A 26,359-nucleotide genomic window follows, 5' to 3' on the forward strand; every position below is an offset into this window, starting at 1 on the left:
GCGACTGGGTCCGGGTAATCGGTCAGAAGGCCCCTTATAATCCGCCGCCAGCCCCGCTATACCCTCCCGAATAACAAGCGGGGTCGAGGACGCAAGCGCAATGGGCAACGTGTTGATGGTCGCCAACTACGAGCCGGACGTGGGCTACGCCTGGAACTTCATTCAACAGTTCTGGGTGGTGCTCGCCAAGAAGTTTCCCGGCCGCTGTCACCTTGCCTACCCCCTCCATGGCGCCGTACCCGCCGTCATCTCCGACGCGGGCATCAAGATCCATTGGCAGAACATGCGCGACAAGAGCTCGACCGACTTCATCCGGCAGCACCGGATCGAGCACGTCTATCTGACCGACTGGACCGGTCTGAACCCGCTGTATGCGCGCTGGCGGCTGGCCGGCGTAAAGGACATCGTCGTGCACGATCATGTGCCCGGCGATCCGCCACCCGCGCGAGGCTGGAAAGGCGCGCTCAAAGCTTCATTGAACAGCCTGCGCGTGATGTCACCGACTCAGTGCCTGGCCGTGGCCGAACATGTGACAAAACGTCACATCGAGACCTGGCGCATGGATCCCAGCATCTGCGTCACCGTGACCAACGGCATCCGTCCCTTCACCGTCGATCCGTCGTTGCGCCCTTCGGTGCGTAGCGAGCTGCAGCTGCCGGCCGATGCAAAGGTGTTCCTGATCGTCGGTCGTGCCACCAAATACAAAGGCGTCGACTTCGCCGTGCGTTGTCTGGCCAAGCTGCCGGCTCATGTGCACTTCGTGCATGTCGGCGATGGGCCGGATCTCGACGAATTTCGCAAGCTCGCTCGTGAGCTCAACGTTGCCGAGCGCATGCACTTTCTCGGTAAGCGCAGCGACGTGCAAAGACTCATGACTGGCTGCGATGCCGCTTTTCATCCCAGCCGCGGCGAGGCGATGTCGCTCGCCATTCTCGAATACATGTGCGCCGGCCTGCCGCCGGTCGTGCCGAGCCTGCCATCGGTGTCCGTGGCCGTCGAACATCAGGTAACGGGTCTCGTGTATCAAAATCTCAATGTGGAGGCCGCCGTCAGTGCGCTCGGCGCCCTGGCCGATGACGATGCCCTGCGTGCGCGGCTCGGTTCGGCCGCGCACGCCAAGGTGCTCAGTTCCTATACCATCGAACAGACCATGCGAACGTTCGATGAGAAGATCGCCATCCGGGCGTAGCGCTTACTCCGTCGCCTCGAGTACGACCGAATACGTGTAGCTCACGCCCTGCTGGCTGTCCTTCGCCGGCGTGGGGCGATGACGCGACATCGCGAGATACACGCCCGGTGCGCTCGGCGTGAAGCTGAATCGACCGTCCTTGTCGGTGGTCACTTCGGCAAACGGCTTCTGATCCGCCGAGAGCGCCTTCGCTCCATACACCGATACGGCATGATCCGCGAGCGGCTTGCCATCGAACCGCACTTCAAACTTCACGTCCGAACCGACGAAGGCTGAGTTTGGATGGGATAGCGCTCGATATTCCAATCCCGTGTTACGCGGCGCGAGTGCCTGCTCGGTTGGCTTGCCTTGCGTTACATAGACTTCAGCCATGGTGATGCTGGTGACGTCGTAGATTTTGGAGCCGGCCGGTGCTTCGTCCTTGGGACCGAGGAATTTCCAATCGCCGTTGACCCACGCGGCCTTCGCTGTCCGACCGCCGCGCTTGCCCGTCGAGATGCGGTAAGTGCCCGCCTCCTTCGTATCAACTTCAACGATCGCCAGATCGCGCGTGTACACCGGAGTCAGCGCAACCTTCGCACCGGCGGGCGTGACGACGTGATAGTCATCCGACTTCATCACCACGTCCGGCGAGAAGAACTCCTCAGTGAAGCTCCCCTGCACGGTGACGTGATCGCGCTTGCCGAGATCGAACAAGTTCGGCAGCAAGAACGGCGAATGCGCCTGCGCCGTGCCAACGCACAACAACGCAGCGCTCAATGCCAACATAACGCCAGGCTTAATCATGCAATCCATCTCCATACTCAACGAATCAGAACATCGCGAGGCGTGCTAACGCACGCTCGCTCAGGCTTGGGGTCGCGAGGCGTGCTAAAGCACGCTCGCTGAGGCTTGGGGTCGCGAGGCGTGCTAAAGCACGCTCGCTGAGGCTTGGGGTCGCGAGGCGTGCTAACGCACGCTCGCTCAGGCTTGGGGTTGCGAGGCGTGCTAACGCACGCTCGCTGAGGGTTGGGGCGCGAGGCGCGCTTTCGCACGCTCGCGGCAAGTAAGGTCGGCTACAAATCTGCGAGGCGCGCTTTCGCGCGCTCGCGTAAGTTAGGCCGACTGCAAATAGAAACGACGCTGCGGGCGTTGCGCACGCTCGCGGCAGGTTAGGTCGGCTCTGGTTCAGAACTGCCACGACAACGATACGCGGAAGTTGCGCCCTGGCTCGCTGTAGCGCCCGATGCCATCGCCTGTGACGTAGCCATACAGGGTCGTCGTGCCTTCGTTCACGAAGCGCACGCGGGGCCACTGGTAGTACTTCTTGTCGAAGACGTTGTAGACGCCAGCGTTGAGACGCAAATCCTTGGTGATGTTGATGTCGCCGAACAGGTCCAGCACGGTGTACTCGTTGCTCAAATAATCCGGCACGAGCGACGTGAAGAAATCATTGGCCGCCGTCTCTGTGAGAACCGCGTCTGCCAACTTCTTCGCCTCGGCATGCGTCACGTTGCCCGTCAGCGACCAACGCTGCGTCGGCGATTGGTAACGAATCCCGAGCACGCCACTGGCCGGCAGAATGCTCGGCAGCGGATCGCCATTGCCCTTCTCGCCTTCGCTGTAAGCCCAGGCGAGGCGCGCCGACCATTGCTGAGAAATCACCCAGCGACCTTCGACTTCGACGCCTTTCACCGTCACCTCGCCGACGTTCGCGGCCATCGTATATTCCTTGCCCTGCGTGACAGTGCAGGTGGTGCCGGTGCAGCTGCGATACTGCGTGCCCGGGTTCAGGATGAACTCGGCGTTCTCGACGAAGTTGGTGTACTTGTCGCGATACGCGGAAAGGCCGATCTGAAGGCTGTCGGTCTGCCAGCGATACCCCAGCTCGGTATTCAAGCTCTCTTCCGATTCCAGATTCGGATTGGACGCCGAATCCCACAACGAAACCTGGTTACCGGTCGCCACCTCGGTCACGATGGAGCTCTGTGTCGGCGCATACAGCTCACCCACCGTCGGCGCACGGAAGCCACGACCGACTTGCGCCCAGACGGAATGTTCAGGCGTGAACTTGAAATCGACACCGGCTTGCCACGTCGGCGCCGAGAACTCCACGTCACGCACCGAGCCTGTCGGATCGACGAACTGTGCATCGAGGTTCGGCGAATACTCGGTGCGGTCGTAGCGCACGCCGGCATGCAGCGTGAGTCGATCATTCAGCAGATACAGGCTGTCACGCAGATACGCGCTGTAAGAAGTGACATCCGTATTCGGCACTTGATCCGGATCGACGGTCACAGAACTCGTATCTCGCGTGGTGCCGATGTATCGCGAGTCGACCGCGACGAAATCGACTTCGCGCTTCTGCCACGCCAGGCCGTAGATGAGATCATGACCCACACTGCCGCTGCGCCATGCCTTCGTGAGATCCAACGCCGTGCGGTCGAGCACCTGATCGGTCGCGCGATTTTCACTACGCAAGCACGGCACCACATTCACCGGCACGCAGCCGGTGCCCGCGAGAATCGTCGTCAGCCCGCGGCTCTTGGTCTCGACACGATCGGCCGTCCATTCGAGGCTGTCGAAGAATGTCCCGGCGGCGTCCCAGGAATAACGCAAGCCGTAGCGATCGCGATCTTTGTCGTCATCGGCGCGGCGGGTCAGATAGCCGGGACCGCCGACGCGGGACAGATTGTTGATCTCATTCGTGGCGCGACTGTATTCGCCGACCAGGCCGAAGCGCTGGTTGTCGCCGATCAGGAAATCGACCTTGGCGAGCACGGTGTCGCTCTCATGGTCGATGGGATCGGGCGTGCGTCGCCCCGAGCCCGTCGCGATAGGCGATGAGTCGTACCATGACTCCGCGTCGTGACCGCGACGACGCGTGTACAACAGCATCGATTCCACCGGGCCAGTGCGATTGGCCAGCGTTGCCGTGGTCATCAGCTCATCGGTGCTGCTGGTGTAGCCTGTCTTGACGCGGAAGTAACTGTCGTTGCCGTCCGGACTCAAGTAATCGTACGGATCCTTGGTCGTGAACATGACCGCGCCGCCGAGCGCGCCGCTGCCAGCAGTGATGGAGTCAGCACCTTTCACGACTTCCATGCCCTTGAGCGAATCGATATCGATGTCGCCGCGGCTCGCGCGAAAGAACTCATACGCCGGCGTCGTCTCCACGGATTCGGCGAACGACAAACCGTCGACGGTCAGCGCCACGCGATCGCCTTCGAGGCCGCGAATGTTGAAGCCGTTATCCCCGAAGCGTCCCATGTCGACGATGCTCACGCCCGGGATGTAACGAATCGCGTCCTCGAAGTTCTGCGCCTGCTCTTCCTCCAGCTCCTTGACGCCGACGACTTTGGCATTGCCAACCGTCGACCGGCCTTCGTCCTCGGCGGTGACTTTGACCTTGTTCAGCTGCTGAGCCTTCGCCTCCTCGGCGGCAACGCTGGGACGAAACGCCGACAACAAGGTCGCGGCAACAGCCAGTGACAGAACGGTACTCGAGGTACGCATGGGAAACTCCAGACAGAATGCATTTGAAGCGATGCCTGGTTGGCGTCCTGCGCTGACTGGGCGTTTGTTGGTGTAGTTGGTGAGTGCGCGTTCAGCGCTCTTGCACTTGGCTCGTCACAGCCCGCCGATCCTGACGCGGCTCACGCACGGGCGGCGGATCGTCCTGCGTGATGGCGCCATCTTTGTTGGTGTCGGTCCGATCGAACATGCGAGCGCTCATCGCGAAGTATTCGTCGCGGCTGATGTCGCCGTTCTCGTTGCTATCGATGGCCTTGAAGCGCACGCGGCCCTGCTTGAGCTGCGCCTGGCGGCGGTCTTCGATGCGCTGGCCCAGGCGCGCCACGAATTCGTTCACATACTCCTCGTGATCGAGCTTGCCGTCTTTGTTGGTATCGGTGGCGGCGAACACTTTGGCCCGCTCCGCGTCGTACTGGGCGCGCGTGAGGATGTCATCGCCATCGTCGTCGTAGATCTCGAGCATGCCGGCGAGATTGTGGGAGGTCGGCATACCGATGATTGAGCGGCGACGCGGCGCTTCCTTCGCCTCCGGCTCGGCGTCGTCCTTGGTGATACGACCATCCTTGTTCCGATCCAGATGCACGAACGCGCGATCGCCCGAGTTGTCGTACTCGGCGCGGCTGATGAACTTGTCTTCGTCCTTGTCGAGCGCCTTGAAGCGCGTGTCGGTTTGCTTCAGCGACGCGTTGCGCTCATCGGCGATATCGCGATCCAGGCGAACGGCATATTCGTTGAGATATTCATCGACGGTGAGCGAGCCGTTGTGGTCGCTGTCCGTCGTCGCGAATCGGGCTTTACGAACCGTTTCATACTCGGTGCGTGTGACTTTACCGTCGCCGTCGTCGTCCCAGGTGGCAATGAAGGCATTGCCAGTGTGGCCGCCGGTAGGCAGCGCTTTCCCGGCCTCTGCCGTTTCAGCGCCATGAGCCGCGCCCGCCATCGCCGACAGCACAGCCAGACTGCAAATACGCAAGGCATGACGAACCATCAGCGATGCTGATGCGCGAGAGGAAACGGACATGGCGGGAACTCCCTTGTTGTCGGACGCACGATTTCGTTCCACAACGTCGAGAGCGGTGCCAGTTCACTCAGAAGCTCAGCCGTCCGTTGCGGACTGTTGTTTGCTGGCCCGAGAGCTGGCGGCTCGCTGGAGAGCCCAGCGAGCGCCAGAGATGATAACGATTCTCAAATGGTTGGCAAGTGCCTTGTTAGAACCAGACTCGCAACCCGGCGACGAACTGCAGTTCATCTGCATCGTCACCGTGGTTTCGCGCGAGGTCCGCGGTCTCTCCAAATTTCCGTGACCACACCACGCCAAGATAGGGCGCGAACTCGCGGCGAATCTCATATCGCACGCGCAGTCCTAGTTCGGCGGTGCTGAAGCCTGAACCAATGCCGTTGGCGGGATCGTCCTTGCCGTAAAGCTTCAATTCCAACTTCGGCTGCAACACCAGCCGCTGCGTCAGAAACATTTCGTATTCCGCGGAAAAGTTGGCCGCGGTCCGGCCCTGCTCGCCGACATACGCCAATGCTTCGACTTCGAACCAGTACGGCGCGAGTCCTTGCACACCGAAGGCCGCCCACGTTCGCGACGGACCTTCGCCAAAGTCGTGAGCAACGCCGCCTTGCAGGCTCCACCATCGCGAGAGGACACGATCCCAGAGCAGCTCGACCGAACCTTCATAGTCGCCGTTGACGCGCTCGCCTTCGGTCTTGAGCAACGCCTTGTCATAGTCATTACCGAACCACGCACGCCCGTCCCAGAACAGCGCGTTGCCTTCATCGTTGTCACGCCATTCGAGTTGATCGAACGCCACCATGCTGAACGACGCACTGTCGTCCATGTTCATGAGCTCCGCCATTTCCTTGTCGGACATGTCGCCCATTTCATGTTGAGGCGGATCCGGTGGAATATGGGCACGTTCGCTTTCGGTGCGCTCGTCCTGAGCGACAGCGGTCGTTACCACGGCGGCAAACAACGCCAGCGCGACGTGCAATTTGATCAGCGCGCTCATGAGTGATCTCCATGACCGCTGTGATCAGCCATATCTTCGCCCGGTGCGACATGCACCTCGCGCATCATGCCCGCCTCCATGTGATACAGCAGATGGCAGTGATACGCCCAGCGCCCCGGCGCATCGGCCGTGACGGCGTAACTCAACTTCTGCCCCGGCTGGACATTCACCGTGTGCTTGCGCACCTGAAAGTTGCCCGACGCGTCTTCGACTTCGCTCCACATGCCGTGCAGGTGAATCGGATGCGTCATCATGGAGTCGTTCACCAACGTGATGCGCAGACGCTCGCCCAGCCGGAATTTCAGCGGCTTGGCATCAGAGAACTTCTGTCCGTTGAACGACCAGACAAACCGTTCCATGTGACCGGTGAGATGCAGCTGAATCTCACGCCCCGGTTCACGGCGGTCGATGGGACCGCCGATGGTCCGCAAATCGGCGTACGCGAGCACGCGGCGTCCGTTGTTTCTCAAGCCAACACCGGGATCGTCAAGTCCGACCTTGGGCTGATCGACTTGCATGTCGAGCAACGGCGTTCGCTCGGTGGCAGGATGCTCAACCGTCGCCGACGACCCATGCCCCATCGCTGCGTGATCTACCGCTGCCGACGGGCCGTGTCCCATCGCTGCGTGGTCTACCGCTGTCGATGGCCCATGTCCCATGGCCGCGTGATCCACCGTTGCCGAAGGCCCGTGTCCCATCGCTGCATGATCTACCGCGGCCGATGGCGCGTGTCCCATCTCTGCGTGATCCACAGCGCTCTCGGTCTTCGACGTATGGCCGAAGGGAGGCGCCCTGTGCGCATCGTGACCGCCATGCCCCATATCTCCCATCGTCAGCAAGGGTCGCGGATCGAGCGGCGGAATCTCCGCCTCCATTCCCGGACTCGGCGACAACGTGCCGCGTGCGTACCCCGATCGATCCATCGCCTGCGCAAAGATCGTATAAGCGCGATCGTCCTTGGGCTCGACAATCACGTCGTAAGTTTCCGCCGCGCCGATGCGGAACTCATCCACCGACACCGGCTCGACATCCACGCCATCGGTTGCAACGACGGTGAGTTTCAATCCCGGGATGCGCACATCGAAGAACGACATCGATGAGCCGTTGATGAAGCGCAGCCGAACCTTCTCACCTCGCGAGAACAGACCGGTCCAATTGCCTGTCGGCGTCACACCATTCATCAGATACGTGTACGCGTAGCCCGAGACATCGAGCATGTCGGTCGGATTCATCCGCATCTCGCCCCACATGCGGCGATCCGCGAGCGTCGCCCCCAAACCGTTCTTGCGCACGTCAGCGAAAAAATCGCCGGCGGTGCGACGGCCGAAGTTGTAATAGTCGCTGTGCTTCTTCAGCACCGAGAAAATCCGCTCCGGATCCAGATCGGTCCAGTCGGACAGCATCACGACGTAGTCACGATCGGTCGGAAAGCGCTCGCCGCCGCGACGCTCGATCACGATCGGCCCATACAGCCCGGTTTGTTCCTGAAAGCGCGAGTGCGCGTGATACCAGTAGGTGCCCGCCTGATTCACTTTGAAGCGATACAAATACTCGCCGCCGCTCGGAATGCCCGCGAAGCTCAGGCCCGGCACGCCGTCCATGTCCGCCGGCAGGATCATGCCGTGCCAATGAATGGAGCTACGCGCGGCAAGTCGATTGGCCACACGCAAAGTGACCGTGTCGCCCTCCCGCCAGCGAAGCAGCGGCCCGGGAATCTGGCCGTTCACGACGGTGCCGATGCGTCGGTTGCCGGTGAAGTTGAACGAGGCCTCGCCGATCTGAAGATCGAAATGGCTGCCCGTCAACACGGTCTGGGCTTGGTTCTGGGCCCAGGCCTCGGAGCCTCGATGGGCCCCAAGGACGAACAGTCCAGCGCCTGCCGCCTGTAAGAAACGCCTGCGCGAGAGCTGCGGCAAGCGCGCTCGCGATGATTGCATCGATGACATGAAACTCTCTCGAACGAATATTCGACCTGCGCACACCGATACCCAGGGGCACCGGCGAGCACTCAGCAAACATCGGCCAAGAGAATCAGGCGGGAGGTCGGAATAGCCTGGAGGGACGAAGGGACGTGACGGTCTCAGCACCGTGCGGAATGCTGAGCAAGGCAAGCGAGACAGGACTCAAGACGGCCGCATCGAGCGCCACGCAAGGCAGATGCAGGCACGGGCACTCGCAGTCGCCGGATTTACAGCAGTCGTGCTCGCCGCCGGAGTGAGTACCGGCATCGTTGGAAACATCGTCCTGATGTGCCATGCCGCCACTATCGTGCTCGGCGCAGGCCGGATCGCCAGCCATCCCGACCGTCGTGGGCTCGAGCGGCGACATCGCCGCCATCGGCATGGCATGACCCAACTCGCCGATGACCAGACGAGCCATCAGCAGGAAAATCGGGGTCCAGCGTTGCCAGCAAAATCTACGCACGGCGCGAGAGTACAGGCCGCGCCTGCAGCGCGCAATCGCGCGGGCATTAAGTCCAGGTCATTCAGCGAATGACGCGTCTTACAGCACGTCGGACGTTGCTGAAGGCCGCCGCCCGAGCCTGTCACCGGCCCGGAACTTGAGTTTGGCCGCTACGTTGAATGGGTACTCGAGGCTTAGGGAGCTTCCCCATGAAATCCTTCTCTTCAAGGCTCATTCCCGTCGCCGTTGCCAGCATTCTGTGCGGAGTCGCGCTGGCCGGCGGCGGCAAAGACGATCACATGAAAATGATGGACAAGAACGGCGACGGCAAGATTACCGCCGCCGAGCACGACGCCGGCGCCAAGGAAATGTTCTCCAAGATGGACACCAACAAGGACGGCTTCGTCACCGCCCAGGAAATGGACGCCATGCACGCGTCGATGATGGACAAAGGTCATGCGACGGCACGCACCGAGAGCGGTCCGACCGAGGACAAGATGGCCGACAAGAAGGCCTACGATCCGAGCGGCACGGGTAAGTCCATGCCCAAGATGATGTCCTCGGAAGAAAAGATCGCGAAGATGGACACCAATAACGACGGCAAGCTGAGCGCCGCCGAGCACGCTGCCGGTGCCAAGCAGATGTTCAGCAAGATGGATACGGACGGCGACGGAACGTTGACGGCGCAGGAAGTGCGCGAGGGCCAACGCTCCATGATGGCGAGCGACGAATAGCCGTCGGTAGGAATGGCTCCATCGAGCCCATGGCCGGGCGATCCCGCCCGGCCGGGCTCCGCGAGACCGCCTCTCTGCCGGTTTTCTTGACGCCGAACCCCTTGAGTTTGTGAGCTTTGGCCGCGTTCGGCCACGTCAGGATTGTTACAATCCGGCGTCAATGCAACTCGAACGCTGGCATCAGATCAAGGACCTGTTTTCCTCGGCACTGGAACACCCCACGGCCGAACGCTCGGCATTCCTCGATCGGTCCTGCGGCAACGATATCGAATTGCTCGCCCAGGTCCGCTCGCTGCTCGACGCTCACGAGAGCAGCCTCGGTTTCATCGAACGCCCCGCCGTCGAACGGGCCGGCCTCGCCGACTCGTTCGAGCCGCTGAATTGGCAGGGCCGTCGCCTCGGCAACTATCGCATCGTCAGCGAGCTCGGCCGCGGCGGCATGAGCCACGTGTACAAGGCGGCCCGCGACGACGATCAGTACTACAAAGAAGTCGCGATCAAGCTGCTGCGTCCGGGCCTCGACACGCACAGTCTGCTACAACGGCTGCGCGACGAGCGTCAGATGCTCGCCCAGTTGAGTCATCCAAACATCGCGCAACTGCTCGATGGCGGCGTCACCGAGACCGGCGCGCCCTATCTGGTCATGGAGTACGTCGAGGGTCAGCCCATCGACGCCTATTGCGAACAGCGCGAGCTGAGCATCACCTCGCGCCTCGATCTGGTCCGCACCCTGTGCGGCGCCGTCCGTTACGTGCACCAGCATCTGATGGTTCACGGCGACCTCAAAGGCGGCAACATCCTCGTGACTCAGAGCGGCGTGGTGAAGCTGCTGGACTTTGGCATCGCCAAGCTGCTCAACGCATCCAGCGATCCTTCTCACACCATGGTCAATCAGGTCGTGGCGCTCACGCCGGCGTATGCGAGCCCGGAACAGATACGCGGCGAACCAATCACCACGACGAGTGATGTTTATTCGCTCGGCGTGCTGCTCTACAAATTGCTCGCGGGCACCTTGCCTTTCGAGGTGCCGGCCGAGTTGTTCGGTTGGGAAGCAGCCGCGGCGATGGGCGATCGTCAACCTCGCCTGCCCAGCATCGCCGCCGCAGAAAACAATGTGCCTGCGTATCGTCGCATCGCCCGACAGCTGCGTGGCGATCTCGACGCCATTGTGATGAAGGCGCTCGCGAAGGAGCCCGAGGATCGTTACGGCTCCGCGGAGCACCTTGCGGAAGATTTACATCGCTATCAGCGGGGCTTTCCGGTGCACGCGCATCCGGCCCACCCCATGTATCGCACGCGCAAGCTGGTGATGCGACACAAAGCCGCGACGGTTGCCATCAGTTTGTTTGCTGTGGCGATCGTCACCGGCGTCGTCACCACCGCTTGGCAAGCGCACGTCGCGCGTTCGGAGCGCGCACGTGCCGAGCGTCACCTGGCCGAGATTCGGAAGCTCACCAACACCTATTTGCGCGACGTCTACGACGCGGCAGTCAACCTGCCCGGCGCCACTGAAGTCCGCAAGCTGCTGGTCGAGAACTCTCTGAAACATATCGCCGCGCTGGAGAGCGAATCGCAGGACTCACTGGAGTTCAAGCGTGAGCTGGCGCAGGCGTATCTGCGCTTCGGCGATGTCCAGGGCGATTACCTGGGCGCCAACCTCGGCGACACCGAAGGCGCCGTGCAAAGCTATCGTCATGCCTTACGCTTGCGCAAACAGGTTGCTGAGCAGAGTCAGACGGTGGAAGACCTGGCCGCGTTACTGCGGAGTTATATCTCGTTGAGCGAGCTGCTGGGCGCGCAGAGCAAGCTCGATGAAGCGATCGCGCTGGCGGAATCCGCCATCGAGGTCGGCACCAAGCTCGTTGCCATGCCCGGCGTCAGGAGCTCCGATCACCGACTCGCGGGAGCCGCGCACATGTTGCTCGGAACGAATCTGAGCACGATCGATCTGCCGCGAGCGCTCGAGTCGCTGCACTCGGCACAAGAAACGTTCGAGCGTCTGGAGCGGGAGCAGCCCAACGATATCGGCACACGCTTCGATATCGCGCTCATTCAGAGCCGCATCGGCTTCGCCTACGTACGCTCGCAACAATACGAGTCGGCATTCCCGCATTACTTAAAGGCATCGCAGTACATCGAGCAAATTGCCCGGGAGAGCCCGGGCGATGCGGCCGCACTCCGAGGCGCAGCCTTCGCGGCCGTCAATCTCGGCGAGGTTTACAACAACCTGAACAAGCCCGATCTGGCGCTGGAGCCGATCAAGCTCGCACTGGAGCGCGTCGAGCATTTACAGGTGGTCGATCCCGCCAACGAGCAAGCCTCGCTCGCCGTCGCGTACGTGCTGAATCATCTCGGGGACAGTTATCTGCTGAAAGGTCAGCCCGAGATGGCGCTGACCCATTTGAATCGGGCGCTGCAGCTGGTCAACGAAGCGCCGCCTGCGAAACCGACCGACATCGCCGAGATTCGCATGCTTCCAGGCATGACGAATTTCCGTCTCGGTAAAGCGCACGCGATGCTCGGCCAGGAACATCGGCGTGACGCCACGGCCTATCTGCAATCCAGCGTCACGCGCCTGCAGGAGCTCACCAAGGACCCGGTCATCGGCAAGGACGTGCAGCGCCTCACCGATCAGGCGAGGCAGCTGCTTCGGGACGTCAGCTGACCGTTAGATCAGCACCTCGATCGCCGGCTCGCGCAGGTTGTACGTCGAGCTCATCGCCCGTCCATACGCGCCCGCCGTCGCGATCAAGAGCACGTCGCCTTCCTGCGTCGGCGGCAGCAGGCGATCGTTGCCCAGCTGATCGCCCGACTCGCAGATCGGACCGACGACGTTGAACACCTCGGTCGCGAGATCGTCGATACGAGTGAGATTCACGATCTCATGATGCGCGCCGTACAGCGCCGGGCGAATGAGTGAGTTCATGCCCGTCGCAACGCCGACGTAGTTCACTTCACCCTTGCCCTTCAGCTGCGTCACTTGAGCGAGCAGCACGCCGGCTTCGGCCACCAGATAACGGCCCGGCTCGATCCACAGCGTCAGCTTCGGATGCGCGGCCTTCAGCGCCGCCAGCGTCTCGCCGAACTCAGAGAGCTTCACGCCCTGCTGTCCCAGACGCTCCGGCACACCGAGGCCGCCGCCCAGATCGACGATTCGCACATCCTTGAAGCGCTGAGTGAGCGCCGTGAGCGTGTCACCCACCGACTTCCAATTATCGACCGTGAACACGCCGCTGCCGGTATGCGCATGCAGGCCGACCACGCGTGCGCCCGACGCCTTCACCAGACGCTCGAGCTCGTCCATTTCAAACAACGGCACGCCGAACTTCGAATGCACGCCCGCCGTGCGCACCTTGTCGTGATGACCGCGGCCATAACCGGTGTCGATGCGGATGAACACATCGCGGCCCTTGAACACTTCCGGCCACGCCTTGAGCGGATGCAAGTTATCGAGCGTCACCCAGATACCCTGTTGCACGCCCCACTCGTATTCCGCGCGCGGCGCGAAATTCGGCGTGAACAGAATTTTCTTCTTGTCGAGCGTCGGCAGGGTCTTCATCACGTGCTCGACTTCGAAACGAGACACGCACTCGAAGCCCAGGCCTTGCTCGGCGAACAGCTTCAGGATTTCCGGATGCCAGTTGGCTTTCAGCGCGTAGAACACGCCCTCGATGCCCGGCAACGCACGCAGTGCCTTCGCCTTGGCGGTCAGCGTCGCACGGTCGTAGACGAACGCCGCGCCATGCTCACGCCCCAACGCCAGCAGATCGTTGCGCCGGTCGTGCCACCACTGCTTCAGATCGATCGCAGCCTTGTCCTTCGGGCCGTACAGCTCTTCCCAGGTCGGGCCGAGCACGCGATCCGCCGTCATCTTCTGGATCGCGATGTCGTGCAGCCGCGAGACCAGGCGATCGCCCTGCTCCTCTTCCACCACGAACGTGATGTTCAGATCGTTGGCGGCCTGCGTCACCAGATAAATCTTCTGCTCTTCGAACAGCTCGAGCGCATCGCCCAACCGGTGCAGGATGGCGCGAATGTTTCTTCCGACCAGGCTGACCGCGGCGCACGGGCCGATGACTTCGACCCGGCACAGCTTGCCGAGATCCACGACGAGCGCATCGAGCGTGACCTTATCCAGCGTATTCGCGGCCGGATCGAGCGACACGGTGACGCTGGTCTCCGACGTCGACACCAGATCGATCGACAAGCCATGATCCTTGAACACCTGGAACGCATCGGCGAGGAAGCCCACCGAATGCCACATGCCGACGGTCTCCATCGACACCAGCGTGATGTTCTTCTTGATCGTGACCGCCTTCACCTGCGCGGCAACGTTGCCACCGTGCGTCGTGATCACGGTGCCTTCGAGCTTGGGCGTCTGCGTCGCATAGACATACAGCGGAATGCCGTATTGCTTCACCGGCATGATGCAGCGGGGATGCAGAACCTTCGCACCGCTGCTCGCGATTTCCTGCGCTTCATCGTATTCGAGCGCGCGAAGCAAACGAGCCGTCGGCACGGAGCGCGGGTTCGCGCTGAACATGCCCGGGACGTCGGTCCAGATTTCCAGACGACGCGCACCGAGTTTCGCTGCGAAGTAGCTGCCCGATGTGTCGGAACCGCCGCGCCCTAACAGCACCGTGTCGCCCTGCTCGTCGCTTGCTATGAAGCCCTGCGAGATGAACACCGTGCCCTGCGACGACCAACGACGCTGCAATTCGAGATCGGGCTCGAAGTTACAAGTGGCCGACAGATAGCTCGAACGCAGATTCGCGTTACGACGCTGCTCGGCCTTCAACACCGTGCGCGCATCGACCCATTGCACATCCAGACCTTGAGCCGCGAGGAACGCAGCGCCGAGACGCGTCGCCATCAACTCGCCCTGCGCCATGACGCGAGCCCGCAGGCGTTCGCTCACTTCGCCGACCAGCGCGATGCCGGCCGCGATCTGTCGCAATCGTTTGAACTGTTCTTCCAGATCCGGACTGGGCGTGACCCCGAGATCGCGCGCCAGATCGCGATGGCGCTGCTCGATCTGATTCATCACCGCCTGCGCTTCGTTGCCCAGCGTGTTGTGGCTGTCGAGCGAGATCGCGAGCAATTGCTCGAGACGATCGGTAATGCCGGAGAGCGCAGAGTGAACGATTACCGGACGCAGCCCTTCGGCCAGCCGGTCGCGGACCACGGCCGCGATGTTTTTCCAGTTGGCGACCGAGGAAACACTGGTGCCACCAAACTTGAGCACCACCCACGGCGACGCCGCGGGCGTGGAATCAGCCATCGTCATTTGTAAGCTCTTCTAGAGTGTGTGGATGGATCGGGGTCGCGGGCCAGCGCGCACCATCCTGGCTCCGGCCTCGAGAGCTTGCCGGAAAGGTCAGCTGCAGGGGCGGTAGCCAGAGTGGCTAACGCGGCACCTTACTATCCCTCTTCCTCGAAATCGTTCAGTTCTTTCTTCAAGCGCCGGTCAGCCAGGACATCCTCGAGTTTGCTCCAGGCTGCTTTACCTTTTTTCGCCGCGGCGTTGGCGTTGGGGCGGGCACGTCGGGCGCCCGAATCGATGAACTTCTCGTAATTCGAGTCCTCGTCGCTCTCCGCCACGAAGTCATCATCGATATCGAAGTGATCGTCGTCTCTCTCCACCATGGGCTTTCCTGAAAAATCCAGCCAAATCAACCAGATCGGTAACCGGCGGGGCCGGAAGCCTGCGGACTATATACGAGTCGCGGCGGTTTTCAATGGCTTGGAGGACAGGCACTTCAAATAGTTCGCCCCGGCAAGTCCGGGGTGCGCCGCGCTGGACTGAGGTTAAATGCCGTTGCTGACGACGACCGGAGCCCCCCGCCCCAACCCCAGCGCCTCGGCCGCGCTCTGCTCGGCTCGGGCGATTTCGACGACGCCGAAGGAGTTGACGAGGGCCAGGAACTCGCCCGGGCTCACGTCGCCGTAGGTGCGTCTGAGGGCAAAGCTGTGACCGCCGGTTTTGACCATGGGACGGCGGAAAGACTCGATCAAAGTGCCGTCGATATTTGTGATCAGGTTGCCGAAATGATCGGTGGTGATGACCACCCCCGCCACCTGATCGGCGGCGACCGTGGGCTCGTCCACCCAGGAAGGCACGATGTCGTGAGTTTCCGGACCCAGGTCGGCCGGCTGGGCCCGCCGCCCGGCGATCTCGGCTGCCAGCGGCGCGAAAATGTCGCGGCCATGAAAGGTGGCGCTGGCCGCCGGCAGCTTGAACTTAACGCCCGCATGAGCCGCATCGAACCGATAGATCTTGGCCGTCGGCACTTTGGTCACGATGGGCGCGAGCAGCCCGTTGTCCGGCGCGAGAAAGGCATGCCCATTGGCGACGACCGCCACGATATCCCGCTTCGTGCCGACGCCCGGATCGACCACCGCCACATGCACCGAGCCTTCGGGGAAGTAGCCATAGGCCCGCGCCAGCCAGAAGCCCGCCTCCGCCGGCCAGTACACCGGCACGTCGTGCGTCACGTCGATGATGCGCGCCTCCGGCAGCCGCGCCAGGATGCGTCCCTTCATGGTGGCAACGAACGGCCCTTGGGGACCGAAGTCGGTGGTGAGCGTAATGACGCCGCAGGCTGAGAACATGATGATGAGTCGTCTCGAGTTCAGTTGCGATATTCGCAGCGACCGAAGTCTTGCACGATGACGTTGCGTTCGCTCGCGACTACCCGGAATGACGCGTCACCGCCACTGATGTTCCAGAGGTCCACTCGCAACGTCTCGCCAGGATAAACGGGACTGGTGAAGCGCGTATCGAGTTTCAGCAATCGCGACGGATCGTCGCCGCACAGCGTCTTGATCAACGCGCGCCCCGCCATGCCGTAATGACACAGTCCGTGCAGGATGGGCTTCTTGAAACCGGCCACCCCCGCAATCTCCGGATCGCTGTGCAAAGGGTTGTAATCGCCCGAGAGCCGATAGACCAACGCCTGGTTGAGCGGGCTCCTCATCGTGACTGAGCGATCCGCCGGGCGATCCGCAGGCACCGCACGCGGCTTCGGCGCACCTTCGCTCTTGCCGCCGAATCCACCATCGCCGCGCAGGAACGCCACGTTGCCCATGGTCGCGATCAGATCGCCGGAGGCGGTATCGAAGATCTTGCGCGTCATGTACATGATCGCGCCCTTCTCCTTGCCCTTGTCGTAAATCTCATCGATGCAGAACTCACCGCTGACCGTGCCTTCGATCGGCAGCGGCTTGTGCATGACCAGCGTCTGCTCGGCGTGCAATAACAATTTGTAGTTGATGCCGAATGCCGGATCCGCCAGCAGCATCGGCACCGCCGCGAGCGTCACCGCTTGCATCGGCAGCGCGACCAGCGATTTCTCATAAACGTATTTGAGATCGCTCGCATCGGTCGGATCGTCCGCGCCCACCCCCAAGCCGAGCGCATACAGCATCGTGTCGCGCCGCGTGTAGGTGTGGCGCACGGCCTCGAACTGAATGCTCTTGATCCTGGCGTAGTCGATCGGCATGGTTGCTCCCTAACTCGTCGAGTGCGTTGCTTGCGAGGATTGTCCCCGAAACATTCGCACGACGCCACGGTGCCAGCTTGCAGAAGAACAAATCGATGGCGTAGCATCGGCTCCGCGCATGTGACTGGCGTAGATGGAACAACCATCGGGAAGCATGCGTGCAGGGATCCTCCCTGCCGCGGCCGCTCGCCTGGGCAACCAAGTCCACCCTTCACAGGAGCGCCGCTATGCAGATCTCGTTCGACTTGTTGCGATCGTCCGATCCCGACGTGTTCGATGCCGTGCTCGGCGAGGAACGCCGCCAACGCGAAGGCCTCGAGCTGATTCCGTCCGAGAACTACGCCTTCCCCGAGGTTTACGCCACTAACGGCTCGGTCTTCGCCAACAAATACGCCGAAGGCTACCCGGGCCGCCGCTACTACGGCGGCCAACAATTCACCGACCGCATCGAATCGCTCGCCGTCGAACGCGCCAGGCGTTTGTTTCGCGCCGAGCATGCGAACGTTCAGCCGCTCAGCGGCTCGCCGATGAATCAAGCGGTGTATTTCGCTTGCCTTGCGCCGGGCGACACGGTGCTCGCGATGGATCTTTCACACGGCGGGCATCTCACGCACGGTGCACCGGTGTCGTGCATGGGGCGCATCTTTAATTTCGTTCGCTATAAAACCGTGGGATCGGATGGTCACATCGATTACGACGCCGTGCTCGCCACTGCGCGCGAGGTGAAACCGAAAATCGTTCTTTGCGGTCACTCGTCTTATCCGCGTGAGGTCGACTATGCGCGCTTTCGGGCGATCGGCGATGCCGTCGGCGCGCTCTGCATGGCGGACGTATCCCACGTCGGCGGTTTGATCGCCGGCGGCGCGCTTTCGAATCCGCTCGATTCGGGTTTCGATGTGATGACGACCACGACGCACAAGTCCCTTCGGGGCCCGCGCGGCGGAATGATTTTGAGCAAGGCGTCGCTGGCGCAGAAGATCGATTCGGCGGTTTTTCCTGGCATGCAGGGTGGGCCGCACATGAATGCGGTCGCGGGCATCGCAGTGACTTTAAAGCTCGCCGCCGAGCCTGCTTTCAAAGCCTACGCTTCGCAGGTGCTGCTCAATGCCCGCGTGCTGGCCGAAGAACTATTGAATCACGGCTGCACGCTCGTCACTGGCGGCACGGAAAATCATTTGATCGTGATCAATACCGTGCAATCGTTTGACATCGATGGCCGCGTCGCGGAGACGGCGCTGGATCTGGCAGGGCTCACGGTCAATAAACAAGTGATTCCGGATGACCCGCGCCCGCCGTTGAAGCCGAGCGGCGTTCGGTTAGGAACGCCGGCGCTGACGACGCGCGGGATGAAAGAGCCGCAGATGAAACAAGTCGCCGGCTGGATCGTGCAGGCACTGCGTGCGTCGGCCGATCAGAAGAGACTGGAGGCTATTCACGAGGAAGTGAAAGTGCTGTGCAAGCAATTCCCGGTGCCCGGCCTCGACTCATAACGCAGCCGCAGATTTTATTTTCATAGCGCCGCGCTGGTACGGAACGAGCCCAGCGGCGTCGAAGCGACGCCCGCTGGGCTCCGGTCCGGTTAGCTCTCAACCGCCAGACGCCGCCCCACCGAGCCCAATCCGAACCCCGCTATCGGAATCGAAGAAGTGCAATCGATCCGGCGCCACCTGCAAGGTGATCGTCGATCCCAGCGGCGGCAGATGATACGGCGACGATCTCACAATGATCCGCCACGCCCCGGCGCTCGCGTGAATGAACGACTCGTTGCCGACCGTCTCAATGAGATCGACCAGCACGGCCAGGCGAATGTTTCCTGGCGGACTCGCCCCATCGACCCGCTGCAAGTCTTCCGGCCGGATGCCCACCACAATGGGCTTTCCCGCAGGCAACCCCGGAGGAACAGACAGATCGGCGCCCTCGCCCTTCAACACCGTGCCACCGGCATCCAGCGAGCCGCGAAAGAAATTCATCGCGGGATTGCCCAGAAAGCCGGCGACAAACAAATTCACCGGCCGCTCATAAATGTTCATCGGAGTGTCGATCTGCTGCACGATGCCTCGATCGAGCACCACGATGCGTTGACCCAACGTCATTGCCTCGACCTGATCGTGGGTCACGTACACCATGGTCGTCTTCAGCGACCGATGCAGCCGGGCAATCTCGGTCCGCATGGCCGAGCGCAGCTTCGCATCCAGATTCGATAAAGGCTCATCCAGCAGAAACACTTTGGGATGCCGAACCAGCGCCCGCCCGAGAGCGACGCGCTGACGCTGCCCACCCGACAATTGCTTCGGTAGTCGATCGAGCATGGACTCCAGCTCGAGCCGGTCGGCCGCAGCCTTGACCCGCTCCGCAACTTCCGCCTCCGAATGACCGCGCAGCTTCAATCCGAACCCGAGGTTCTCCCGCACCGTCATATGCGGATACAGGGCATAGCTCTGGAACACCATCGCGATATCCCGATCGCGCGGCTCCAGGGAAGTCACATCGCGCTCGCCGATGTGGATGGAGCCGCTGGTCGCCTCCTCCAGCCCGGCGATCAGACGCAGCAGCGTGCTCTTGCCGCAGCCGGACGGCCCGACCAGCACCAGCAGCTCGCCATCGGCGATATCGAACGTGGCGCTGTCGACGCCGACATGGCCGTTGCTGTAAACCTTACGTACGGCTTTTAGTTTTACTGCTGCCACGCTCGCCCGCGCTCCTCTACACTCCGACCATGACCAAGCCCAGCATTCACTTCCCCAAGGATTTCCTGTGGGGCTGCGCCACCTCCGCATATCAGATCGAAGGCTCGCCACTCGCCGACGGCGCGGGGCCGAGTGTGTGGCACCGCTTCTCGCACACGCCCGGTCGCGTGCAGGACGGCGATACCGGCGATGTTACCTGCGATCATTATCGGCGTTGGGAAAGCGACGTCGATCTGATGCAGTCGCTGGGCTTGAATTCGTATCGTTTCAGCATCGCCTGGGGCCGGGTGTTGCCCGAGGGCACCGGGCGCGTCAACGCCGCCGGCCTCGACTTCTACGAGCGGCTGGTCGACCGGCTCCTGTCGCGCGGCATTCAACCCATGGTGACCTTGTTTCATTGGGATCTGCCGGCCGCATTGGACGATCGCGGCGGCTGGTTGAATCGTGACATCGCGCACTGGTTCGCCGAGTACGCCAACGTCGTGTTCCGTCGGCTGGACGACCGCGTCAAATACTGGACGACCTTGAACGAGCCCTGGGTCGTCGCCGATGGCGGCTACATGCATGGTGTGCTGGCGCCCGGCCATCGCAATATTTTTGAAGCGCCGCGGGCCGCGCATCATCTCATGATGGCGCATGGCGCGGCGGTACAGGCGTACCGCGCGGTGGGGCGCAACCAGATCGGCCTGGTCGTGAACATCGAGCCCAAATATCCGGCGTCTCAATCCGACGCGGACCTGGCAGCGACGCGACGTGCCGAGGCGTACATGAACCGGCAATATCTCGAGCCCGCCCTGCTCGGCTCGTATCCCGAAGAACTGCACGAAGTGTTCGGCGACGCTTGCCCGAAATGGCCGGAGGCCGATCTCAAACTGATCAAGCAACCGATCGACTACGTCGGCGTGAACTACTACACGCGTGCCGTCGTTCGCTCCGATCCCACCGCGTGGCCGCTCAAGTCCACGACGGTGAAACAAAAGCAGCACACCCACATGGAGACCGGCTGGGAAGTCTTTCCCCAGGGCCTGGTCGACACGTTGCTGTGGATCAGGGACAAGTACGGCAACCCGCCGGTGTACATCACCGAGAACGGCGCTTGTTTCTTCGATCCGCCGCAGGTCGAAGGCCCCGTGCTCGAAGATCCGCTGCGGGTCGACTACCTGCGCAAGCACATCACCGCCGTCCACACCGCCATCCAACGCGGCGCGGACATTCGGGGTTACTTCGCCTGGTCGCTGTTCGACAACTTCGAGTGGGCGTTCGGCTTCTCCAAACGCTTCGGCCTGGTTCATATGAACTACGAGACGCTGAAGCGCACGCTCAAGACGAGCGCGCACTTCTACTCGAAGGTGATCGCCACCAACGGCGCGGCGCTGGTGGAGTAGCGATCTCATCGTGGGAAGACGATGGTGAACGGCAGCTCGCTGACGCGCAGATCGGTGCCGAGCCAGCGCGCGAAGCCCTTCTTGATCGAATGATTCTTGGGCGGCGCCTCGCCGGGCCAGGAGACCGCGATACCGCCCACCGGCATTTGCTTCAGCGGCTCGATGTGTAGCGTGGCCTGATCGTCGTCGATCTTCAGCGAGTAAGTCAGCGGGCCGAACGGCGTGCGCAGGTTACGCACCTCGAAGCCTTCCTTCTGAGTCCAGGCTTCGGGCACACCGGCCATCAGCACCAGGGTCTCATCGGCCGGCCGTTCGTACGCGAACATATCGAGCAAGGAGCGTCCGTAGTCGGAGGCGACCCAGCCATGCGGCATATCGCCGATGAAACGACTCTTGCGCGGCTCGCGACCGATGACTTCCGCCCACTGGTTCCATTCCTTCGGGCGGCGATCGTTCATGAAGAACTCAATCAGCTCCTCGCCTCGCTCACGCCAGCGCAGGCGAATGAACGCGCCGAGATTGCGCCATTCGTACGGTGTGTAGGCATCCCAGCTGGTGTCGGTGCGCCGTTCGACAAACTGTTTCCAGTAGCGCTCGAAGGTTGCGTGCAACTCGTTCGGCGGCAGCATCTGCGTCTCGCCCACCGGCGCGAGCGCAATCGTCGTTGACGTCGCGTCGAAATCTCCGAGCTCGGCCGCGCCCGGCAGATAGTCGATCTTGTGCATGCGCATAGCGGTGTTGAGTGAGCGATACAGATCCGAGCGGAACTGATCGCGCGACTCGATGAACGCATACATTTGTTTCTTTTCTTTGAGCGCGCGAGCGATGCGGATCGACGCTTCATAGCCGCCCAGCGCCCAGAAGTTGTCCCAGTACGAATGCATGGGCTTCGCCGAGTAGCCTTCGTGACTGATGGACGCCGGCATCACCCCGTAGAACGCCGCGCGCTCGCCCTTCTGATTTTCTGGCGTGCGCTCGGAGAGACGCAGCTTGTCCATGTACTCGACCGCCTTGACGACCGCCGGCCACATGGAGCGCAACAGCTCTTCATCGCCGGTGTAACGGTAGATCTCATCGATCAGGAACAGGAACTCACCGCCGCTGTCGTTCTCTGGCACCGGGTCGGCGCCGCGACGATCGACACAACACGGCACCTTGCCGTTCGCGAACTGATACGGCGCGTACCACGCGAGGAATTCCTTTGCGACCTCCTCGTGCCCCATGCGCAGGAGCATTTCCGACGTCATCGCGCCGTCACGAATCCACGAGCGCTCGTACGAACGAGAGCCGGGCTGAATGGCCGGGCCATCGCGATTGATGAGCACGTGAGCGAGCGCCGTTCGCAGCGTATCGTAAAGCTCCTGGTGGGCCTTCGGCAGAATCAGCTCGACACGATTCAGCTTCTCGCGCCACTGCTGCTCAACCTCGGCCTTGGTCTTCGGCGCTTGCGAACTGGTCGCGAGCTGCTTCTGCCGCTCGCCGATACTACCTTCGCTGCGCGGTTCGCCAACGTGCTGCGGCAGATCCAGGATGATGTCTCGACTCTCGCCCGCCGACAGATCCAGCGTGTACGTCAACGCACCCGACGCGAAGCCCGCCTCATCGATGATTCTCGTCGGACCGCCAGGTGCCGCGAGCCAATCGCACGGCGTATCGGCCGCCAAGGTCACCGCACGGAAAGATTGCGGAGCCGTTCGCGGGAACACACTCGCCACCTTGTCGACGCTCACGGCGCCGTTCTCGAACGCCAGCTCTCGAATGGGGCTCACACCACCGGCGGTGTTCAGGAATTGAGCCGGCGGATTCACCTGAAACGGCCGCACCGTGAGCGCGAGCGTGTATTGACGCCGACTCTTGGTGGGATTGCGAATCGTATAAACCGCCTCAGTGCGCCCTTTGCCCGGCTCGCCGATGCTGTACGCCGTCGTCGACAGCAGCACGTCGGAATGTTTCCAATCGACGGTCGGAATCGGGAGATAGTCGTCGGCCAACGAGTGCTTGATCGAAACATCCGCCCAGGTGATCCATTTGTCGCGAACCCGCACGAAGGGCTCGATGGAGAAGCTGCCTTTACGCACTTCGAGCGCGCCATCCTCCGACAGCATGCTCTCCTCGGTATCGCCATCGACACCGATGATCGTCCAATACGTTTGCTCGTTGTAGTACGCCCGCGGATAACAACCCCGCCGTGAGTCCTTCGCCAACGATTCGATGAAGGCATTCGGCGAGGCGCCGAACTGCAGGTCCCGCACATGGAGCTCTGAGATACCAACCGCCCGCCCGGGCTTCGGCATCGTCAGGCGAATGTATCGGGCTTCCGACTCCGGCAGCAGATGCGAGTCACGACCGCCGTTGCCCGCTTCAATCGTGCGCACCTTGTTCCAGGTCTTGCCGTCGATCGACAGCTCGATGCTGTAACGCTGCGCATACAACTGCGGCGCCCAGTCGATCTCCAACCCGCCGAACTCCTGCACCGCCTGCAAGTCGATCTGTAATGTTTGATCGTTGCCGCTCGCATCGCTCTGCCACGCCGTCTTCGCCTGGCCATCGAGGACACGCGCAGCGACGTTGTTGCCCTCTTGGGACGACGCCGTTACCGTGGGCTTGGCGACTTGAGACGACTTATGGATGGGCTTGAGCGACAATCGATCGAACCACAGGTTGCCCTTGCCGCCATCCTTGCCGGCCGCGACCACGAACTCGATGCCCGCGAAGGATTTCAGCGTGCGATCGCTGGTCGGGCCCCAGGCGAATTCGATCTGGCGACGCTTGATCCGGATCTGCTGCCAGTCGCCGGATACCTCGAAATTCGGGCGTCGGAACCACCAGACGTTATCGCCCGAGGCATCGACGAACTTCACCTCGAAATGATTGCGCCCGGCCTCGCCGCGCATCCAGAACGAGATCTCGTAATCATCGGGGAGCTCCACCGGCAACTTGCGAGTCGCCACGGCGTAGCCTGCGGTGTTGTTGAGGTTGTACTCCAATACGAGCGCGTTGCCTTCGACACCCTTGGCGTTATGCACCGAGGCATCGACGCCATCGGACGCCAGCGACTTCCACTCGGCAGCGTTCTCCATCTCATCCAGAGAGCGGACTTGCAATTGAGGTACCTCTTCCGCCGCGAATGCGAACATCGGCCACAACAGCGCTACCCAGCACAGAGCCCTCATCCCTTCACACTCCCCGCCAGGATGCCGGCGATGTAATACCGCTGCAGCGCCAGGAACAGCGCCAGCACCGGCAACACCGTGATCACCGCGCCCGCCATCATCAACTCATTGTCCTGCACGTGCTCTCGTGACAACCCCGCGAGTGCCACCGGCAGCGTGTGCAGCTTCTGATCGGTCAGCACGATCAGCGGCCACATGAAGTCATTCCAGGTCGCGAGGAACGTGAGAATCGCGAGCGTCACGAGGATGGGCTGCAGGAGCGGCACGACCAGCGACCAGAAAATTTTCCCCTCGCTCGCGCCATCGATGCGCGCCGCCTCGAGCAGTTCATCGGGCAGCGACAACGCGTACTGGCGGATCAGGAAGATGCCGAACACGCTCGCGAGCGACGGCACGATCACGCCGCCATACGTGCTGATCAGGCCCATCTGCTTCACCAGCGCAAACAGCGGAATCATCGTGACCTGCGCCGGAATGACCAGCGCGCCGAGCAAGGTCTGGAAGATGCGCTCGCGGCCTTTGAACCGAAGCTTGGCGAACGCGTAGCCCGCCATCGTGTTGAGTACCAGCGCGATCACCGTCGCCAGGCTCGCGACGATGGCGCTGTTCAACATGTAGCGACCGGCGTTGTGATTGGCGAACAACTGTCGATAGTTATCCAGCGTCGGCGACGCCGGCAGCAACGGCGGCGGATACGTGCTTGCAGCCCCCGTCGGCATGAACGACACGGACAGCATCCATAGCAGCGGAAACGCCGTCAGCACGGCGCCCACGATGAGCAGCGTGTTGACGATGATCGCCGGTCCTCTGCGCTTCATCGATCACCTCGCTGCCGACCGAGACGCAACTGAAACGCCGTCACCAGGAACATCAGCACGAACAACAGGAACGCCACCGCCGAGGCGCGGCCCAGGCTCCACCACTTGAAGCCCTCTTCGTACATGAAATACAGCACGCTGAGCGTACTCTGCAGCGGCCCGCCTTCCGTCATCACATACGGCTCGGCGAACAGCTGGAAGTAACCCGTCATCGTGAGGATGCTGACCAGCAATAGCACCGGCGCGATCCCCGGAATCGTGATGTGCCGAAACACCTGCCAACCCGACGCGCCGTCGATGCGCGCCGCTTCGTAGAGATCTTCGGGAATGTTCTGCAGCGCTGCCAGCAGGATGATCATGTTGTAGCCGAAGTTCTTCCACACCGCGAGAATGACGATCGCGGGCATGGCCCAATGCGGATCGCCCATCCAGTCGATGGGCCCGATGCCGAGGCCGCTCAATGCATAATTCAAAAAGCCGTAGCGCGTGTGAAAGATGTAGCGCCACACGACCGCCACCGCCACCAGCGTGGTCACGACCGGCGCGAAATAGACCGTTCGAAAGAAGCCGCGGAACCGCCCCAGTTTGGAATTCACCAACAGCGCCGCGCCCAACGAGGTGCCGATCGACAACGGCACGCCGAGCACGACGAAGTACAACGTATTCCACAACGACTTCCAGAACAGCGGGTCCTGCAACAACGTCACGTAGTTGTGGAAGCCGATGAACCGCAGATTGCGCCAGTCACTGAGCGCGTACAGATCGAAGTCCGTCAAGCTCATGAACAGCGCGCCGATCACCGGCACGAAAAAGAACACCCCCAGCACGATCAGTGCCGGCCCCACGAACCACCACGCCGCCATGGAACGCTTCATCGCAGCTCTACCAAAAAATTGATCCCCCTCCCGTACACGGGAGGGGGCCAGGGGGTGGGTCTTCC

The 26,359-nt window shown here is 62.0% G+C and carries 19 protein-coding genes and 1 riboswitch; of the genes, 5 read left to right on the forward strand and 14 right to left on the reverse strand.

What is annotated here, in order from left to right:
• Positions 1–100 precede the first annotated feature (100 nt).
• The gene (locus ACFPN2_RS01320) at positions 101–1,189 is read left to right on the forward strand and encodes a glycosyltransferase family 4 protein (protein ID WP_380594196.1); all 1,089 of its coding nucleotides are present in this window, start codon (positions 101–103) and stop codon (positions 1,187–1,189) included.
• A 3-nt stretch (positions 1,190–1,192) separates the two neighbouring features.
• Here the strand turns inward: ACFPN2_RS01320 and ACFPN2_RS01325 are convergent, their stop codons facing one another.
• From ACFPN2_RS01325 to ACFPN2_RS01350, 6 genes are all read right to left on the reverse strand, one after another.
• Complete coding sequence (locus tag ACFPN2_RS01325; protein ID WP_380594198.1) at positions 1,193–1,975, reverse strand: DUF4198 domain-containing protein; 783 nt, start codon at positions 1,973–1,975, stop codon at positions 1,193–1,195.
• A gap of 381 nt (positions 1,976–2,356) precedes the next feature.
• Positions 2,357–4,684 (reverse strand): TonB-dependent hemoglobin/transferrin/lactoferrin family receptor, encoded by a 2,328-nt coding sequence (locus ACFPN2_RS01330; protein ID WP_380594199.1) that lies wholly within the window; start codon positions 4,682–4,684, stop codon positions 2,357–2,359.
• 91 nt (positions 4,685–4,775) lie between these two features.
• The gene (locus ACFPN2_RS01335; RefSeq protein ID WP_380594201.1) at positions 4,776–5,723 is read right to left on the reverse strand and encodes an EF-hand domain-containing protein; all 948 of its coding nucleotides are present in this window, start codon (positions 5,721–5,723) and stop codon (positions 4,776–4,778) included.
• Positions 5,724–5,910: 187 nt separating this feature from the next.
• The gene (locus ACFPN2_RS01340; protein WP_380594203.1) at positions 5,911–6,717 is read right to left on the reverse strand and encodes a copper resistance protein B; all 807 of its coding nucleotides are present in this window, start codon (positions 6,715–6,717) and stop codon (positions 5,911–5,913) included.
• Positions 6,714–8,654 (reverse strand): copper resistance system multicopper oxidase, encoded by a 1,941-nt coding sequence (locus tag ACFPN2_RS01345; RefSeq protein WP_380595276.1) that lies wholly within the window; start codon positions 8,652–8,654, stop codon positions 6,714–6,716. Before ACFPN2_RS01345 ends, ACFPN2_RS01340 begins: the two co-directional genes overlap by 4 nt.
• Before the next feature lie 94 nt (positions 8,655–8,748).
• Positions 8,749–9,141, reverse strand: a complete 393-nt coding sequence (locus ACFPN2_RS01350) for a CopL family metal-binding regulatory protein (protein ID WP_380594205.1) — start codon at positions 9,139–9,141, stop codon at positions 8,749–8,751.
• Positions 9,142–9,329: 188 nt separating this feature from the next.
• On the opposite strand from ACFPN2_RS01350, the gene ACFPN2_RS01355 reads away from it, so the two are divergent.
• Positions 9,330–9,854 (forward strand): EF-hand domain-containing protein, encoded by a 525-nt coding sequence (locus ACFPN2_RS01355; protein WP_380594207.1) that lies wholly within the window; start codon positions 9,330–9,332, stop codon positions 9,852–9,854.
• Between the two features lie 160 nt (positions 9,855–10,014).
• Positions 10,015–12,519 carry a protein kinase domain-containing protein gene (locus ACFPN2_RS01360; RefSeq protein ID WP_380594209.1) on the forward strand — a complete coding sequence of 835 codons (2,505 nt, stop codon included), beginning with the start codon at positions 10,015–10,017 and terminating at the stop codon, positions 12,517–12,519.
• 3 nt (positions 12,520–12,522) lie between these two features.
• Here ACFPN2_RS01360 and ACFPN2_RS01365 read toward each other — a convergent pair whose 3' ends face one another.
• The 4 genes from ACFPN2_RS01365 to ACFPN2_RS01380 all read right to left on the reverse strand — a co-directional run bounded on the left by ACFPN2_RS01365 (position 12,523) and on the right by ACFPN2_RS01380 (position 17,356).
• Positions 12,523–15,141: a bifunctional aspartate kinase/diaminopimelate decarboxylase gene (locus ACFPN2_RS01365; protein ID WP_380594211.1), complete on the reverse strand. Its 2,619-nt coding sequence runs from the start codon at positions 15,139–15,141 to the stop codon at positions 12,523–12,525.
• Positions 15,142–15,275: 134 nt separating this feature from the next.
• Entirely contained in the window at positions 15,276–15,500 is a 225-nt protein-coding gene (locus ACFPN2_RS01370; protein ID WP_380594213.1) for a hypothetical protein, read from the reverse strand.
• A 162-nt stretch (positions 15,501–15,662) separates the two neighbouring features.
• Positions 15,663–16,466 carry an SAM hydrolase/SAM-dependent halogenase family protein gene (locus ACFPN2_RS01375; protein ID WP_380594215.1) on the reverse strand — a complete coding sequence of 268 codons (804 nt, stop codon included), beginning with the start codon at positions 16,464–16,466 and terminating at the stop codon, positions 15,663–15,665.
• 20 nt (positions 16,467–16,486) lie between these two features.
• Positions 16,487–17,356 carry a MaoC/PaaZ C-terminal domain-containing protein gene (locus ACFPN2_RS01380; protein WP_380594217.1) on the reverse strand — a complete coding sequence of 290 codons (870 nt, stop codon included), beginning with the start codon at positions 17,354–17,356 and terminating at the stop codon, positions 16,487–16,489.
• 110 nt (positions 17,357–17,466) lie between these two features.
• Positions 17,467–17,559: riboswitch (ZMP/ZTP riboswitch) on the forward strand.
• Positions 17,560–17,583: 24 nt separating this feature from the next.
• Here ACFPN2_RS01380 and ACFPN2_RS01385 point away from each other — a divergent pair.
• On the forward strand, positions 17,584–18,846 hold the full coding sequence (locus ACFPN2_RS01385) for a serine hydroxymethyltransferase (RefSeq protein ID WP_380594219.1): 1,263 nt from the start codon (positions 17,584–17,586) through the stop codon (positions 18,844–18,846).
• A gap of 96 nt (positions 18,847–18,942) precedes the next feature.
• Here ACFPN2_RS01385 and ACFPN2_RS01390 read toward each other — a convergent pair whose 3' ends face one another.
• A complete protein-coding gene (locus ACFPN2_RS01390) occupies positions 18,943–20,043 on the reverse strand; it encodes an ABC transporter ATP-binding protein (RefSeq protein ID WP_380594221.1) in 1,101 nt (366 codons plus the stop codon).
• Between the two features lie 29 nt (positions 20,044–20,072).
• Here ACFPN2_RS01390 and ACFPN2_RS01395 point away from each other — a divergent pair, with 29 nt between their 5' ends.
• Positions 20,073–21,428 carry a GH1 family beta-glucosidase gene (locus ACFPN2_RS01395; protein WP_380594223.1) on the forward strand — a complete coding sequence of 452 codons (1,356 nt, stop codon included), beginning with the start codon at positions 20,073–20,075 and terminating at the stop codon, positions 21,426–21,428.
• A 5-nt stretch (positions 21,429–21,433) separates the two neighbouring features.
• Here ACFPN2_RS01395 and ACFPN2_RS01400 read toward each other — a convergent pair whose 3' ends face one another.
• The 3 genes from ACFPN2_RS01400 to ACFPN2_RS01410 are packed head-to-tail and all read right to left on the reverse strand — an operon-like array spanning position 21,434 to position 26,294.
• A complete protein-coding gene (locus tag ACFPN2_RS01400; protein WP_380594225.1) occupies positions 21,434–24,601 on the reverse strand; it encodes a discoidin domain-containing protein in 3,168 nt (1,055 codons plus the stop codon).
• Complete coding sequence (locus ACFPN2_RS01405; RefSeq protein WP_380594227.1) at positions 24,598–25,419, reverse strand: carbohydrate ABC transporter permease; 822 nt, start codon at positions 25,417–25,419, stop codon at positions 24,598–24,600. Before ACFPN2_RS01405 ends, ACFPN2_RS01400 begins: the two co-directional genes overlap by 4 nt.
• Positions 25,416–26,294 (reverse strand): carbohydrate ABC transporter permease, encoded by an 879-nt coding sequence (locus ACFPN2_RS01410; RefSeq protein WP_380594229.1) that lies wholly within the window; start codon positions 26,292–26,294, stop codon positions 25,416–25,418. The genes ACFPN2_RS01405 and ACFPN2_RS01410 overlap by 4 nt, the downstream gene beginning before the upstream one ends.
• Positions 26,295–26,359: the final 65 nt, after the last annotated feature.

Source organism: Steroidobacter flavus (assembly GCF_042651805.1).
In the GTDB taxonomy this organism is placed as follows: Bacteria; Pseudomonadota; Gammaproteobacteria; order Steroidobacterales; family Steroidobacteraceae; genus Steroidobacter; species Steroidobacter flavus.

Bases quoted from the DNA above. Each gene is read 5' to 3' on its own strand.
- ACFPN2_RS01320 (WP_380594196.1), top strand. From the start codon at position 101: ATGGGCAACGTGTTGATGGTCGCCAACTACGAGCCGGACGTGGGCTAC.
- ACFPN2_RS01325 (WP_380594198.1), bottom strand. From the start codon at position 1,975: ATGATTAAGCCTGGCGTTATGTTGGCATTGAGCGCTGCGTTGTTGTGC.
- ACFPN2_RS01330 (WP_380594199.1), bottom strand. From the start codon at position 4,684: ATGCGTACCTCGAGTACCGTTCTGTCACTGGCTGTTGCCGCGACCTTG.
- ACFPN2_RS01335 (WP_380594201.1), bottom strand. From the start codon at position 5,723: ATGTCCGTTTCCTCTCGCGCATCAGCATCGCTGATGGTTCGTCATGCC.
- ACFPN2_RS01340 (WP_380594203.1), bottom strand. From the start codon at position 6,717: ATGAGCGCGCTGATCAAATTGCACGTCGCGCTGGCGTTGTTTGCCGCC.
- ACFPN2_RS01345 (WP_380595276.1), bottom strand. From the start codon at position 8,654: ATGCAATCATCGCGAGCGCGCTTGCCGCAGCTCTCGCGCAGGCGTTTC.
- ACFPN2_RS01355 (WP_380594207.1), top strand. From the start codon at position 9,330: ATGAAATCCTTCTCTTCAAGGCTCATTCCCGTCGCCGTTGCCAGCATT.
- ACFPN2_RS01360 (WP_380594209.1), top strand. From the start codon at position 10,015: ATGCAACTCGAACGCTGGCATCAGATCAAGGACCTGTTTTCCTCGGCA.
- ACFPN2_RS01365 (WP_380594211.1), bottom strand. From the start codon at position 15,141: ATGACGATGGCTGATTCCACGCCCGCGGCGTCGCCGTGGGTGGTGCTC.
- ACFPN2_RS01370 (WP_380594213.1), bottom strand. From the start codon at position 15,500: ATGGTGGAGAGAGACGACGATCACTTCGATATCGATGATGACTTCGTG.
- ACFPN2_RS01375 (WP_380594215.1), bottom strand. From the start codon at position 16,466: ATGTTCTCAGCCTGCGGCGTCATTACGCTCACCACCGACTTCGGTCCC.
- ACFPN2_RS01380 (WP_380594217.1), bottom strand. From the start codon at position 17,356: ATGCCGATCGACTACGCCAGGATCAAGAGCATTCAGTTCGAGGCCGTG.
- ACFPN2_RS01385 (WP_380594219.1), top strand. From the start codon at position 17,584: ATGCAGATCTCGTTCGACTTGTTGCGATCGTCCGATCCCGACGTGTTC.
- ACFPN2_RS01395 (WP_380594223.1), top strand. From the start codon at position 20,073: ATGACCAAGCCCAGCATTCACTTCCCCAAGGATTTCCTGTGGGGCTGC.
- ACFPN2_RS01400 (WP_380594225.1), bottom strand. From the start codon at position 24,601: ATGAGGGCTCTGTGCTGGGTAGCGCTGTTGTGGCCGATGTTCGCATTC.
- ACFPN2_RS01405 (WP_380594227.1), bottom strand. From the start codon at position 25,419: ATGAAGCGCAGAGGACCGGCGATCATCGTCAACACGCTGCTCATCGTG.
- ACFPN2_RS01410 (WP_380594229.1), bottom strand. From the start codon at position 26,294: ATGAAGCGTTCCATGGCGGCGTGGTGGTTCGTGGGGCCGGCACTGATC.